Origin of the sequence: Segatella copri (genome assembly GCF_026015465.1) — a bacterium.
Taxonomy (GTDB): domain Bacteria; phylum Bacteroidota; class Bacteroidia; order Bacteroidales; family Bacteroidaceae; genus Prevotella; species Prevotella copri_E.
Genome location: NZ_JAPDUQ010000002.1, coordinates 454,321 through 468,799, shown reverse-complemented (window position 1 = coordinate 468,799; position 14,479 = coordinate 454,321). Strand labels below are relative to the sequence as shown.

13 protein-coding genes are annotated in these 14,479 nt (G+C 41.0%); 11 read left to right on the top strand and 2 right to left on the bottom strand.

Annotated features, from left to right (window positions below; all coding sequences use genetic code 11):
* Window positions 1-85 precede the first annotated feature (85 nt).
* The 8 genes from ONT08_RS08865 (at window position 86) to ONT08_RS08830 (ending at window position 8,143) form a co-directional block, all read left to right on the top strand.
* Window positions 86-373 (top strand): DUF4248 domain-containing protein, encoded by a 288-nt coding sequence (locus ONT08_RS08865; protein ID WP_264959738.1) that lies wholly within the window; start codon window positions 86-88, stop codon window positions 371-373.
* Between the two features lie 214 nt (window positions 374-587).
* The gene (locus ONT08_RS08860; protein ID WP_264959737.1) at window positions 588-1,184 is read left to right on the top strand and encodes a recombinase family protein; all 597 of its coding nucleotides are present in this window, start codon (window positions 588-590) and stop codon (window positions 1,182-1,184) included.
* A 65-nt stretch (window positions 1,185-1,249) separates the two neighbouring features.
* Window positions 1,250-1,606 (top strand): hypothetical protein, encoded by a 357-nt coding sequence (locus ONT08_RS08855; RefSeq protein WP_218434302.1) that lies wholly within the window; start codon window positions 1,250-1,252, stop codon window positions 1,604-1,606.
* A 98-nt stretch (window positions 1,607-1,704) separates the two neighbouring features.
* Window positions 1,705-3,324, top strand: coding sequence for a competence protein CoiA (locus ONT08_RS08850; protein WP_264959736.1), 1,620 nt, complete (start codon window positions 1,705-1,707; stop codon window positions 3,322-3,324).
* 407 nt (window positions 3,325-3,731) lie between these two features.
* Window positions 3,732-4,496: a type IV toxin-antitoxin system AbiEi family antitoxin domain-containing protein gene (locus ONT08_RS08845; protein ID WP_264959735.1), complete on the top strand. Its 765-nt coding sequence runs from the start codon at window positions 3,732-3,734 to the stop codon at window positions 4,494-4,496.
* On the top strand, window positions 4,483-4,632 hold the full coding sequence (locus tag ONT08_RS08840) for a hypothetical protein (RefSeq protein WP_181992689.1): 150 nt from the start codon (window positions 4,483-4,485) through the stop codon (window positions 4,630-4,632). Before ONT08_RS08845 ends, ONT08_RS08840 begins: the two co-directional genes overlap by 14 nt.
* 163 nt (window positions 4,633-4,795) lie before the next feature.
* Window positions 4,796-7,348 (top strand): TonB-dependent receptor, encoded by a 2,553-nt coding sequence (locus ONT08_RS08835; RefSeq protein WP_264959734.1) that lies wholly within the window; start codon window positions 4,796-4,798, stop codon window positions 7,346-7,348.
* A gap of 498 nt (window positions 7,349-7,846) precedes the next feature.
* A complete protein-coding gene (locus ONT08_RS08830; protein ID WP_264959733.1) occupies window positions 7,847-8,143 on the top strand; it encodes a transposase in 297 nt (98 codons plus the stop codon).
* Between the two features lie 129 nt (window positions 8,144-8,272).
* Here the strand turns inward: ONT08_RS08830 and istB are convergent, their stop codons facing one another.
* Together istB and istA are read right to left on the bottom strand one after the other, a co-directional pair.
* Entirely contained in the window at window positions 8,273-9,004 is a 732-nt protein-coding gene (gene istB / locus ONT08_RS08825) for an IS21-like element helper ATPase IstB (RefSeq protein ID WP_118201903.1), read from the bottom strand.
* A 14-nt stretch (window positions 9,005-9,018) separates the two neighbouring features.
* The gene (istA, locus tag ONT08_RS08820) at window positions 9,019-10,575 is read right to left on the bottom strand and encodes an IS21 family transposase (RefSeq protein ID WP_264959393.1); all 1,557 of its coding nucleotides are present in this window, start codon (window positions 10,573-10,575) and stop codon (window positions 9,019-9,021) included.
* Between the two features lie 156 nt (window positions 10,576-10,731).
* Between istA and ONT08_RS08815 the strand changes: the two genes are divergently transcribed.
* From ONT08_RS08815 to ONT08_RS08805, 3 genes are all read left to right on the top strand, one after another.
* Window positions 10,732-12,036 carry an IS1182 family transposase gene (locus tag ONT08_RS08815; RefSeq protein WP_264959732.1) on the top strand — a complete coding sequence of 435 codons (1,305 nt, stop codon included), beginning with the start codon at window positions 10,732-10,734 and terminating at the stop codon, window positions 12,034-12,036.
* 980 nt (window positions 12,037-13,016) lie between these two features.
* Window positions 13,017-13,115: a smalltalk protein gene (locus ONT08_RS08810; RefSeq protein ID WP_022121809.1), complete on the top strand. Its 99-nt coding sequence runs from the start codon at window positions 13,017-13,019 to the stop codon at window positions 13,113-13,115.
* A 241-nt stretch (window positions 13,116-13,356) separates the two neighbouring features.
* Complete coding sequence (locus ONT08_RS08805; RefSeq protein WP_117692382.1) at window positions 13,357-14,217, top strand: tRNA threonylcarbamoyladenosine dehydratase; 861 nt, start codon at window positions 13,357-13,359, stop codon at window positions 14,215-14,217.
* Window positions 14,218-14,479 lie beyond the last annotated feature (262 nt).

Below are 14,479 nucleotides of genomic sequence, written 5' to 3'. Positions count from 1 at the left end.
GGATCTCCCATTTTAGGAAATTCTGCTTCGGAGATATTTTTTTATCTTTCGGAGATATTTCCGTATCTTTCGGAGGGATTTTCTTATGAATCGGAGAGATTTTATTCTACCAGGCAGAAGAAAGAAGCAACTGACAAATACAGACAAAAACGAACAAATTATGATAGAAAATAGAAGTTACGGGAAGGCGGAGCTCGCCATGCTCTACTTTCCCACCGCTACCCTCAGGGTAGCGCTCAACCGACTGGTGAGATGGATCAACCGGTGCCCCGAGCTCAAGCAGAGCCTCTGTTCGGGTTACGCCGGCAAGTTTTCCCACTTCTACACCCGGCAACAAGTAGCAGAAATCATCAAATTTCTGGATGAACCATAAAAAATCACCCTGGAAGGGAATGCATACAACACACTATGCATATCCCTTCCAGGTTAATTATAGGAATTCCTTGATTTAAAGTGCTACACGATTTCTTGTAAACTTATCAAAATATAATCGAACTATAAAATAATCTCGAAATAACTGCTAAAAAGCTTGGTAGTTATTTCGATTTTTTGTATCTTTGCAATCTAAATTAAATAGAAATATAAACATGGCAAAAATCGGATATGCAAGGGTCTCCACAAGAGACCAGAATTTAGACTTACAACTGGTAGCATTAGAAAAAGCCGGCTGCGAGAAGGTGTATTCCGAACACAAAAGTGGTCTAAAAGCCCGTTTAGAGCTTGCCGAAGCGATTAAATACCTCCGGAAAGGAGATACATTGGTCGTATATAAATTTGACCGTTTAGGACGTTCCTTAAGAGATTTACTAAACATCATTTCAGAGTTGCACGAAAAAGGAGTATCGATACAATCTCTTAAAGACAATATCGATACGTCATCCACATCTGGCAAATTAATGATGCATATCTTCGCAAGTCTTGCAGAATTTGAACGTGACCTTATCGTTGAGCGCACCCAAGCCGGACGCAAAGCAGCCATGGCAAAGGGCAAGAAAATGGGAAGGTCGAGGCTAAAGCGACACACTAAAGCAAAGGCTGCAGCATCCCTTTACAAAAACGGAATGACCATAGATGAAATACAAAAACAACTAGGTATTAAATCGAAATCTTCGGTCTATAGATTTCTTCGCATCGAGGGAATTGAACCAACCAGAAAACCATTTGTCAGAAAAAAAATAATTTAGAACAGCTACTAAACGAGGCTTACAGGTGGCTATGGTTAGATATTAACAAATAAAACACATAGATTATGAAACAGAATCAAAACAACATAGATTGCGCTCCTACTAAGCAAGAGGAAGGAGTAGCAAAGTGCTTAATACAGATGTGCAAGGACTCCAATGCAGCTATTACTTCCTTTAGTATGGATTGCGAAGATGGCTACAAAGTGACGATTTCTGCTCGCAAGAAGGGAAAGAGGATATATAACGAGTTCTCTCTAGAAGAGTTCGAGGCAATCAAGGCTATGGCAGAAGAGAAACTTGCCCAAGCTGAGGACAAACAGAAGCTCCAGGACATCATCGATGTTTGCGAAAGCAATATTGCGGATGCAAAAGAAAATGAGCAGGAGCAAGAGAACCTTGATGATGAAGAAGAGCAGAATTAATTTGGTAATGCAATGCAACATTTTAACGGCAACAGACATCCTTATCTGTGAATATTCGATTCATAAGTAATATATAACAAAATCAAAATGAAGAAATAATGGATGCTTATTTAACTTATGCTGTAGGGGCAAAAGGTCATTTGGTACATGTGGACGATGTGCCAAATGGTGAAGCATGTGGTTGTACCTGCCCAGAATGCAGATCAAAGCTAATTGCCAAGAATAAAGGTCAACATAACCAACATCATTTTGCTCATGTAGGGGGAAGTGATTGCGTTGGTGCTGTTGAGTCTGCTCTACACTTAATGGCTAAAGAAATCCTTTCTGAAGGTAAGAAGATCATGTTACCTCGATATCCTTTACAGGTAGGTGGCGTCCGTCTTTTCCAAAGTGTTGATGTAGAGAGCTACTACAAAGAGCTCTCCCTTAGACCAGATTGTGTCGGAGACACTGCCGGGCAAAAGTTATGGGTAGAATTTAAACGCTCGCATGAAGTTGACACGGACAAAGCAGCCAAAATCAAATCAGCAAAAATAGAATGCGTAGAGATAGATATCAATAAATGCCCTCTGGATCCTTTAAAAATGAAAGAGTTCCTGGAAGAAAGTTCCGAAAACCGCCAATGGATATATTTTAAGGGACAAGAAAGCTTGAAAAGCGAGCATACGTCTTACAGCCATATCTCCAAAGATTATTCGTTTTCTACTGGATATTTGAACACTCCAGAAAGAGCTTCAAACGTATTTCTAGGTACACCCGAAGATTCAAAATATCACATCGTAACAGATGAGAATAATAGTAAGGTTATAAACTTAAGAACTCTCTCGTTTAAAGATTTCATTCCATCTATAAAATATAGATGTATAGCTTGTAAGCAAGAAGTAATTGTAAAAGAAGACAGCGTAGGACATTTTTACTTTGTTCATAAAGGAGGCAAGAATAAATGTAGCTATAGTATCTACCTAAAAGAGGCAGCCAAAGCTCTTATAAAAGAAAAATTTGTTAGAGAAAAGAAGTTTTATATAACTCCTTTTGATAAGTTTTTCGACTTAAAAAGTCTTGGCTATACAGAGTGTATTGACGGGTCTAGTATAAAAGACTTTGAATATGATTTAGTCATAACGAGAAAGGGTAAAATTTCCGATGATTCTATTTATATACTACTGGATGAAAAAGGAAACAATAATTGTTCTATGCCAGGCAATCATTATAGAACTATAATAGTTCCTATTAACGAAGAAAGCATAATGTTGAGAAACCTTCGCTATAATGGGCAGTTAAATGCACCTGGCATAAAATATTTCAATTTCAATCCAAAGGTAGAAAAGAAAGAAGGAAAACCTACATTTACTTTGTATGCAGATGGGCATTATGATTTTAGCTATAATACGAAGAATGACAAGCCGCAACCTTCTGCTGTTTATAAAATGGAATTTGTATCAGAATTCGATAATGATAGAGATGCTAAAGAATTTGCCGTTCTTAAATGTTTGGAAGAAAACAGAATAGTATGTCCTTGCATTGTTTGCAACAACTTAACTAGAAATATTGAGGAAGATGATGAGTGCTTTATAGGTAAAATAGGAGATGTATCGTGTAAAAAATTTAAATTATACAAATTCATCAGAACACGCATATCCAGTAAATACAAGGATGCAAAAGTTAAAGTAACATCGCTTACCCCAGCAAAAGACGAAGGCACTTTGAAATTCATATAACGCACCCTAATAACATGCAATGTTTTTGCACGTTATTTAGGTGCGACAAAATTAAGAAAAGTTCGAACCATGCCTTTATTATCGCTCTTATCTAAATCTTCTTCATAAGCAGATTGCAAAGAAAGCTAAAAAGAAGCAGGAATGCCCCAAAAACGTTCTAAAGAAGAAGCAATCTCAGGACTTAAACATAACGTTCCATTCAAAAGTTTATCTAATTCAAACTCTTCAAACCCTATTTTATGAGCAAAAAACCTTTTGGGTTACTCCCAAAAGAACTTGCCTGTCGGTGATTTGTTCCTCCGTAGTCGGACAATTAAGATGGAAAGAACATATAAAAAAGCATAAAAAGTTTCTGAATTTTCTCATAAACAAATTAGATTTCATATCTTTGCGCAAAATTAGAAACAATGACAGAACTACTGAGTATATTATACAAGCTGCGGATATTCACTTCGGATGAACTTTCTGAGGCTCTGAAAGACAAGGTGAAATCGGTGGAAGCGTTGCTTGCTCGGTACAAGCAACAAGGGTGGATTGTGGCTATACGGCGCAATACCTATTGCATGAAGGATATAGCATCTGGCTTACCTGTTTGCGACAAGTATGAGATAGGAAGCCACTTGTCACCTACAGCTTGCATCAGTTATCACACAGCATTGGAATTTCATGGATTGGCTCATCAACCCTTCAATGAGGTTTTTGTGAAAAGCATGACTCGCTTCAATTCCTTTTCTTTCGACGATGTGGATTATACCTATTGCCGACAAACAAAGGAAATCGTTGGTATGATGACACCCAAGGGAAACCCTTATGTGCGAGTAACGGATGTGGAGAGTACGTTGTTGGATTGCTTTGACCGTATCGACCGAGCTGGGGGTATTGAGGAATTGCTGCATTGCATGGAGGGTATCGTCTTGCTCAATGAGGAAAGGTTCATCGATTATCTCGCAAGGTACGACAAGGCATTCCTGTACCAGAAGACAGGCTATCTGTTGGAGCGAATCAAGGAACAAGCCAACATCTCAGAATCCCTCTTGGAGCTGTGCCGAGCCAAGGGAACCAAAAGCGTCAAGTGGTTGACTAACAACGAAGAGTCGGATACATTTGTAAATAAATGGCGCATGTATGTGCCGCAAGAACTAACATCAAAGGAAGAATATGAACTCATATAACAAACAAGCTCTTGACATCATCGCCAAGGAGCAAGGCTTTATTCGCGACAACCTCGAAAAGGTGATGCGATTGGTGGAGATACTCAACTATTTCCATGACAGTCCTTTGCTGTCTAAATCTGCTGTTCGAAGATAAAGAGATGGTCAATAGAATCAAATTTCATCCTATGGCTTTGTGGAAGACAAGGAGTCGTTGAATGTTTTTTCTGTAAATTTTGAAAAAAGTTGTTGTTTTGCTTAGTTTTTTGCTTGGCTCAACTGTATATACAGTATATGGACTATAAAACAGGGAATAGGCTATGAGTAAATATCTGATAAGTTTGATTTTGCTTTCGGTGATAAATATGGGCGTTTCTGCCCAACGTATCACTCGACAATATAATAATGTGTCATTTTCTGCGGCATTAAAGGATTTGAATGCCAAACAGGATAAGTATGTCATCAACTTTGTGTATGACGAGTTGGAGGATTTCAAGGTGACAAAGAACATCAAAAATGAAAGTGTTCCAGATGCCATCATGAACTTGATTGGTTTTTACCCTATCAAGATGAAACAAGTGGATAATATTATCATTGTAGAATGTATTCAAAAGACTTCTAACAGAATGATGGGACGCATTGTAGACACTCACCATCAACCAGTCGATTTCGCCAATGTCGCTTTGCTCAATGTTAGTGATTCCAGTTTAATCACGGGTGGTGTAACAAATGAGAATGGTCAGTTCGTAATTCCTTGCGAGGTGAAAAAGGCAATTGTGAAAGTGAGTTGTGTGGGCTACAAAACTTATTGTAATGCATATCGTACCGGTGAGGTTGGTGCCATAACTTTGGAGGATGCAACAATTAATCTGCAAAAAATTGAGATTAAAGGGCATCGCAAATACATATCAAGAGAAAACGGTAAACTTACGCTTGACGTTCAAAATTCCAATTTGAAAAATATTGGCAAGGCAACAGATGTTATCAAATATATTCCTGGGATGCTCTATGCAAATGGAAAGTATGAGGTGTTTGGTAAGGGTGAGCCTGTCATCTATATAGATGGAAGAAAGCAGACTAATACTTCAGGGTTGTCACTCCTTTCTTCTACCAACGTGAAGTCTGTACAGCTCATAACAAACCCTGGGGCAGAATACGATGCAGAAACAAGGAGTGTCATAAACATCACTACCGTACACCATTCCTTGGATGGACTTTCTGGTATTGTGGGTGCGGAAATCTCCAAACATAAGAATTTGTCTAACAACGAGGAGGTCTACCTCAACATCCACAAGGGAGCTTTGGATATGTTCCTCGCATATCAATATGACAATACGAGAAGTGACATCAGATATGATGTTAACCAGTTCAATTACGAGCAAGATACATTTCATGAGATTTCTGCTTCTGAATATTCCGACCGCTCTCGCTCTCATGACTATAATGTTGGTATGAATTATGCCATAAACAAGAATCACACTATCGGCGGAAGATATTTGGGAAGCATCTCCAACTACAAGATGCTCGACTCTCCTTTCGACTATATGCAGACGTACAAGAATGATGAACTGCTGACAGCTACAGATAACAAGACTGAAGAATCTGAAAAGGAAAGGTTTCACAATGTCAATCTGTATTATATCGGCAAACTAACAGACAACCTACAGCTCAACTTGGATGCCGACTATGTTTATGCTCAACTGAAACATAAGCAACAAGTGAGCGAGACAAGTAGAATAGATGCTGTCTCAGAAATCACGCATATGCAAAACGACCAGCGAAATCGTGCGACTGCACTCAAAGGGGTGTTTGCTTGGAACATGAATAAGAATAATAGGCTTGATTTCGGAACGGATTTCAGTAAAATCAGTTCATGGGGTATGTCTGTAAACGAAGAAGGGAAGATAGCCGATGACCAATTCAAGAATAAGGAAACCAAGTATGCAGGATTTGCCACTTTTCGTTTGTCTGCCTCCAAATGGAAAGGAAGCATCGGGCTTCGCTATGAGTACATTCATGCCATCAACACAGACCAAGGAGAAGTAAAGAACAAGACCAATTATTCGGACTTACTTCCATCCCTTTCTCTTTCCACTATGTTTGGGAGAGTGGGGATGAATCTTGATTTCAGTAGCAGGGTCAACCGTCCTTCGTTTCGTCAGTTGAACAACAGTGTGAGCTACAACAATCAATACCATTATGAGCAAGGCAACATTTATCTGAAACCGCAATACGTGTATGATACAGAACTTAGTGTGAATTATAGCATATTCGACTTCAAGTTGGATTATCAGTATATCAAGGATTACATCCATCCGACTGTCGTTGCTGTATCCGGCAAACCTGGAACGGTAACTTGGATGTCAACCAACGCCAAGGATTTCCAGCAACTAGGAGCGCAATGTGTTGTTTCACCTGTTTTTGGTTGTTGGCGACCTACTTTGACGGTGGGGGTCTATAAACCTTATTTCACGCTATCATATAATGGAGAGCAATTAGATTACAATCATCCATACGGTCTCTTCGCTTTCCAAAATGTAGTGGCACTAAGGAACGATTGGCTTTTTCGATGTGATTTCTTTTGGAACATTAAGGGACATCATGGCATCTACGAGCAAAACGGTTATTCGTCATTAAATATGATGGTACAGAAACAGTTACTTAAAAAGAAATTGACGATAACATTGAAAGCAGAGGACTTGTTTAATAGCTCGAAGTTGAACGATGTAAAGAGGGTTAATTTTGTGGTGCAGAACAGAAAGGTGAATAACTTCAATCGCTGCATCATAGCTTCCATTAGTTACAATTTCAATAGTTTCAAAGATAAATACAACGGAAGCGGTTCTGCTGAGGATGAGATTAATCGTTTTTAGAAAAGTATTGGTTTTCAAATCAACCTCTAAAATGCAATACCCAAATTCTGTGTGATGAATATCTCAGGATTTATTAACCGAGATGTTCATCCACAGAATTTTCACTTATCATTATCAATCGTTAAAAAACATACATTTTATTGTGTATCCAATAAATTGTTATATTTTTGCAAACGAAAAGAGTTGTTTGACAAGCAAACATATGCACATTGCAGAAATTAGAACCGTTGCTAAATTATTACCTCTATTGAGGTAAAACACTCATAAATCGCTCATTTTAAGCTATTCTGAATATTTGGGCAGAATTTTCAGATAAAATATATGCAGGGAAAGAGGGTGTGTCATAAGTCTGTGACGCACCCCTTTTTATTTTTTGCCTTTTCACAGATACGAAATCTTTAAAAAACATTTTTATTTACAACAAAGCCCAAACTTTCACAAGCTCGGGCTTTGCCTTTCCGCAAAAGATTTGTATCTTTGCAGAAAACTTCTTTAAGTATGGCAAAGATACAAATAAAATCTGAAACTCGGCACGAATTGAGCTTTTTTCCTAACTCTTTCGATGATTATGTGCCAAAAGACAGCAAAGTTCGTATGGTGGATCGTATTGTTCGCAGTATGGACATCAACCCTCTCATGGATACCTATGATGGGATTGGTGCTCCTCCTTACAGTCCGAAGATGCTTCTAAGTTTAGTTGTTTTTGCCTATATCAATGGCGTTTATTCCTGTCGTGGCATAGCGGACGCACTTAAATACGATGTTCGCTATATGTGGATTTGTGGAGGTAAGTGACGATAGCGCTGTATCGGTACCAAGCGTAGCGGTGTAATCGGTACCATGCTATCACTGCAATCGGTACCGCTTGTATCGCTGCAAGCGGTACCAAGATTTCAGTTCTGCTTTTCAATTTGCAAAGGTAATTTATTTTTTCAATTTCTGGCGCATAGAATCGCCTTTTAACTCTATTTTACTTGCATTTGCCACCAAACGGTCCATAATGGCATCTGCCAAGGTAGGATCACCTATGTAATCATACCATTTGGCAATGGGAAGCTGTGAGGCGATAATGACGGACTTTCTTTCGTATCTCTCTTCTAGGATTTGAAGCATTGCGAGTCTGGTCTTGTCATCCATTGGCTGCAACCCGAAGTCATCCCATATGAGCAAGTCATACTTTTCCAGATTGGTTATCATCCTCAGGTACGATCCATCCAGCTTGCTGAGTGCAACTTTCTCCACAAAGCTGTTCATATTGAGATAGAGAGTTCTGTAGCCTAGCATGCAAGCCTGTCTTCCAAGGGCACAGGCAAGGAAGGATTTTCCGCAGCCGCACTTTCCTTGTATGAGCAAGTTCTCATGTCTGCGTATGAAGGCACAGTCGGCAATGGCGGCAAGGTCATCCTTGGTGAAGTTGCGGTCTGTTCCACAGATGACATCCTCTAAGAGTGCCGTATATCTAAGCTTGCTGATTTTTAGATACATGGCGGTCTTTCGATCTCGTCTGTCCTGCACCTCTGCATCCACCATCTTGGAGATGGCGACTTCCAGGGATGGGCGGTTCTGTACAGGAAGGCTGGTCATGGCCTCGAAGGAGGATGACATACCTCTGAGTTTCAACTCGTTGAGTTGTATGATGGTTTCTTGTAAGTTCATGTTACTATATATGTTTAAATGTTCATAAATGCCTCCGCGCCTCTCACATAGTCGTTCTGTGGCACATTTGAGACTGTTTCTTCCCCGTCAACTTGGTCAAGGTTCTTCTCCAATACGTTGCGGATGGTCGTGTAGGTGATGGATGAACAACCTGCCAGACGCTTGCAGGCCTTCTCCAGGCGCTCCTTGCCATACTTGCGCTTGAGAGACAGGACTCCTTGGCAGGACTTGTACGACTGCTCGACATGCTTCGTGCGATTGAGGATGGATTGGACTGCGGAAGTGGTGTTGCTGCCAACCAATGCTGCCTCCTCCAGAAAATAGGCGGCGTTATATCCCTGTCCGTGCTTGTAGGCAAGATGTTTGTCTGGCATATGCTCGTCAAGCGTGCTGTATCCAGATCCTTGGCGACGCTGATGGATGGCTATGCGAGAACTCCCGGAGTAAACCTCCACGGTATCTAAGTCCCACAGTACGCTCACCTTTTGCCCGACATACTGGTATGGCACGCTATAGTTGTGCTTGTCAACCATGACGTGATAGGTACCGGACAGTTTCACCTCCTTGCGATATCTGAAGCGGTATGGAGTCATGGGCAGTTTGCCCAACGTAGGTTGCTCTTCCGCCTCGAAGATGTCACGTCTGCTTCTCCCTGTCGTTCTGGACGGCTTTTCATTGAAGCCGTCCATCAACTCATAGATACGGGCATTCATACTCGGTAGATTGTAAAACACCTCGTCATGTAGCAGAGCGTAGACGGCATTGTAGGTCTTTTGGACGAGTCCCTCGACTGGACCTTTGTCCCTGGGAGTGCGAACCCTGCAGGTTTGGAGGGTTGTATCGTAGTAGGCGGCCCATTCCACGGCTGCATCATTGAACGCTGGCTCGTAGCGGTCGTATTTCTTCACCCACTGCTTCATGTTGTCACTCTTGGCTATGCGAGTTGTTCCGCCGAAGTAAGAGAAGGCATCGGATATACCGCCGAAGAAGTTCTCCATGGAAGCGTTGTACATAGCCTTGGCAAATCCCAAGCCGCTGTATGGCAGGATACAGACCAAGACGACAACCTTGGTTAGCTCACCTGTCTTCGGGTCGGTAAGCCACAGGGTATCGCCGGCGAAGTCAATCTGCATCTCTTCCCCAGGAATATAGGTGTTATGGAAGCTGAGGTTGTGTGAGTACTGATACTTACGGATTGACTTCTTGAACTGGGTGTATCCATATCCGTCGGGATGCTCCTTCTTGTATGACTCGTGCAGGGCTTGAATGGTGAGGTAGCGGTTATGCGACAAGTCTGACACATATTCAGGCAACAGCCCGTCCAGCACCTGACGTTGGGAAGATGGGGCTGCTGTGGGTTTGGACAACTGGAGGAAAGATTCTATTTCCCCGTCACTCATGCGGCCTATCACGCCATAGGACAAACCTTGGGAATCCGCCAAGGTCTTGTAACGGTTCAGTACGCCACGTCCCATGTGTAGTTGCTCGCAAATGGTGCGTTGCGGTATTTTTGCCGCTAGCATTTGAAATGAACGTTTTAATTTGCTCATGTTTACATTACTTTGTGCCATATCTATACAGATTTAAAAATTCTTCTGCAAAGATAGGCGGTTATTATTATACATGAGCAGAACTTTACATCTTTTTGGTACCGATTGGGGCGCTATGATGGTACCGATTCAAGTGATACGATGGTACCGAATGCAGTGCTATGATGGTACCGATTCATGCGCTATAGTGGTACCGATTCGCCGATACTGTCAGGTAAGCAATTATCTTTCGCAACAATCAACCGCTTTAGATCCAATCATATGATTAAATGCATCGACTTTTATTTTGATGCAGTCGTCTCCATATTGGTTGAAAAGGGCGTGATTAGTCTGGAGGAACAATATGTTGATGGCACTAAGATAGAGTCGAAAGCAAACAAGTACACGTTTGTATGGAAGAAGACTGTGGAAAAGAACAGGGCTAAGCTCTTGGAAAAGACCTCTGCTGCATTGGCTCAGATAAAAGAACAAATTCGCCTGAATGGCGGGAGTGACATTAAGGAAGAAGACTGCGAGCCAGCCACTTCCGCCAAGGATGTAGAGAGAAGTGCACGTTTGTGTGAGAGGCAAGCTAAGAACCTTCCTAAGGCAAAGCTTACAGGAAGAGAGAAGCAAAAGCTAAATACTCAGATAGATCACTTGTTCAAAGCCTCGGACAAACTGTGCGAGTATGAAAAATCACTGGATATACTGGGCGAGAGAAACAGTTACTCCAAGACTGATCCCGATGCGACCTTCATGCGCCTCAAGGAAGATGCCATGAACAATGGGCAGACAAAGCCTGCCTATAACCTTCAAATTGCGACAGAGAATCAATATTGGACGAATTTCGCCCTTTATCCCAATCCAACAGACACCCTGACCTTCAAGCCTTTTTTGGATAAGTACAAGAAAAGATATGGAAAGCAATCCAAGAGCGTCACCGCAGACTCAGGGTATGGCTCGGAGGAGAACTACGAGTACCTAGAGATGGAAGAAATGATGGGTTATGTAAAGTACAACTGGTTTCACAAGGAACAGCATAAGCCTTTCAAGGAGGATGCCTTCAACCAAGCGAACTTCTACTACAACAGGGATGATGACTATTATGTCTGCCCCATGGGACAACACATGGAACCTTGTGGACAACGGCAAACGAAAAGTGACTCCGGCTATGTGTCTGTCATTACATTATATAGAGCACAACGATGTGATGGATGTCCGCTTGGAAGTCTCTGCAAGAAATCCAAAGGCAACAGAACCATATATGTCAACCATAAACTGAATGCATATAAAAAGGAAGCCTTCCTGCTACTAACGTCTGAAGAGGGCTTGAAACACAGAAGCCAGCGACCGATAGAGCCGGAAGCTGTATTTGGGCAGATGAAGGCAGATATGCATTATAAGCGATTCAGGCATTTTGGAATGGACAAGGTTTACATGGATCTAGGATTGTTCGGAATGGGATTCAATTTGAAGAAATATTTGGGTATAAAACGATAAAACTCAATTTTGGTTGTTTTATCGTCAGGGATAACTATGCCCTTTTGTGAGCTTTGGGGCTGTTTTGTTATCGATAAAACAAGAAAAGTAAAGTTTCTATACAATATAATAAGATTCCCTTTGTGAAGAAAGACTACGATTCAACTAGAATATATAGAAACACACACAAAAAAAGGGTGCGTCACAGACTTATGACACACCCTCTTTCTGTTTTTAATGCTTCTGCCCTTTACCTTTCCCTTCGGCCGGTGACCGTTGGTTCAGGGCGTGTGGAGCAAAACTTGCGAAACTTGAGTAATTTACCATTTAATATTTTTCGAAAATGTCTTTAATAAGGATACCTTTCAAGGCATCATTCACATCAAAAAACTTTTGCATCATGTTCATCCAACAATCAACATAATACTTAGGTGAGCACTCTAACGACCACATTTCCCCGATGTCATCCATCAAAGCTTCATCAGGATGCTTTAGCAATGCTGCCCTCAAAGGTACGAAATGTTTTTGAAACAACCAAGGATTTTTGAAGATTATTTGTATTACGGTAATTACAATTTCAGTTATTACAGTTTTTTCCTGAGGGGGTATAAGGGTTTGAAGGTAGTAACAATCTGTTACTACAAATATTTATATATAAATATATAATTATATATTTATATATACTTTTCTATACTTACATTTTAAAAGCGTGATATTGGGTCAAAATAAAACTGTAATAACTGAAATTGTAATTTGTAATCGATTTTTTAGCGGTATCGAGATGCATACATTCATTGCCCCTAAAACTATGACTATCTCATCACAAAGCTATGAGTTATGACCCGCAAAACGATGAGTTATTTTCTTTAACACAATATGGCAGAAATGTTAATGGAATTTTACATAACTCTGCAAGGTGATTTTTGGTGGTGTAGGAAAAATGTAGTACCTTTGCACCTGTAATCAAGAACATTATTAATCACTAAAAAAACTAGAAAATTATGAAGAAAGAAACTTGGAAACAGATTTTTCAGATTGTACTCACAATCTTGACGGCGCTCGGCACTACCCTCGGAGTAACATCATGCATGGGGGCGTAACAGTTCATTATTAGTTACTCCCCCGCCCTTCTTCTTCCAGAAACGCTTACTGAAACTAAATTTCAACCACTAAAAAAAGCATGTGACTATCATTATCCACTTAGTAATAATTCAAGTTTCGCAAGTTCAGAAGTTAAATGAGTTAAAGAATTATAAACATTTATTCATATCAGCCGACATCAGATTTTATTCACTAACTTTGCATCAGATATATACATTAGAATTCTTTACAAACAATAAAATGGAGAATAAAATAACGACAATGGAGCGGGGAATGCAGCGACGCACCGAACTGCTCCTGGGAAAGGATAATCTTGAGAAAATTCAGAAGGCAAGAGTGCTCATCTTCGGTATCGGAGGAGTAGGATCATGGTGCGCTGAAGGACTCTTGAGAAGCGGCGTGAGAAACATCACTATCGTAGACAGCGACAGGGTATGCGTAACCAACTGCAACCGCCAACTGATGGCTACAAGCCGAACCTTAGGCGAAGTGAAGGTAGAGGCGCTGCGCAACCGACTGCTCGAAATCAACCCCGATGCCAACATCACAGCCTATCAGAAAATATATCAGGCAGAAACTGCCGATGAATTCCACATGGAGCAATACGACTTCATCATCGATGCCATCGACTCGCTCAAGGATAAGGCTGACCTCATTCTGCGTGCCACTGCCCTGCCTAAGGAAATCACCTTTATATCTTCTATGGGAGCTGCCCTGCGCACCGACCCATTCAAGGTAAGAAAATCTGAATTCTGGAAGGTGGATGGAGACCCGCTGGCAAGAGCACTGCGAAAGAAATTCAAGAAGAACAAAACCTTCCCACGACGAAAATTCCAGTGCGTATACAGTGAAGAAAAACCGATGCAGAACCAAGGGGTGAACAAAGCCTGCGGCACGGGCGGATGCCTATGCCCGAAAGCCAAACTCATTAGCGGAGAGAGGGGTACCGATACTGCCGTATATGATGCTCCGGGCGACCAGCAACTGGTAGAACACGAATGGTGCTCTACTAAGGCACAGATCAACGGTTCGCTCTGCCACATCACCGCAACCTTCGGAATGGCTATCGCAGGAATGGTCATCAACCACATCATTGAATAACTGTTTTCTTTACAACAGTCACTTAAAAAGAAACTTACAAAACATACGCAAAAGGCGAGGCGCTTTCACAAGCTCCCCGCCTTTATTTATTATTCAAGTTTCGCTAGGTTCAGAAGTTTCTCGGGAGTAGTCTTATCGGCATTCGCCTCTATTCGTCTCTTCATATCTTCAAAGAATAAAAGTTAAATCCGATAAATCTTGTTAAACAAATTCTATCTTACCTCTTATGTTTATACCTTTGCACGCAAATTTATAATCACAA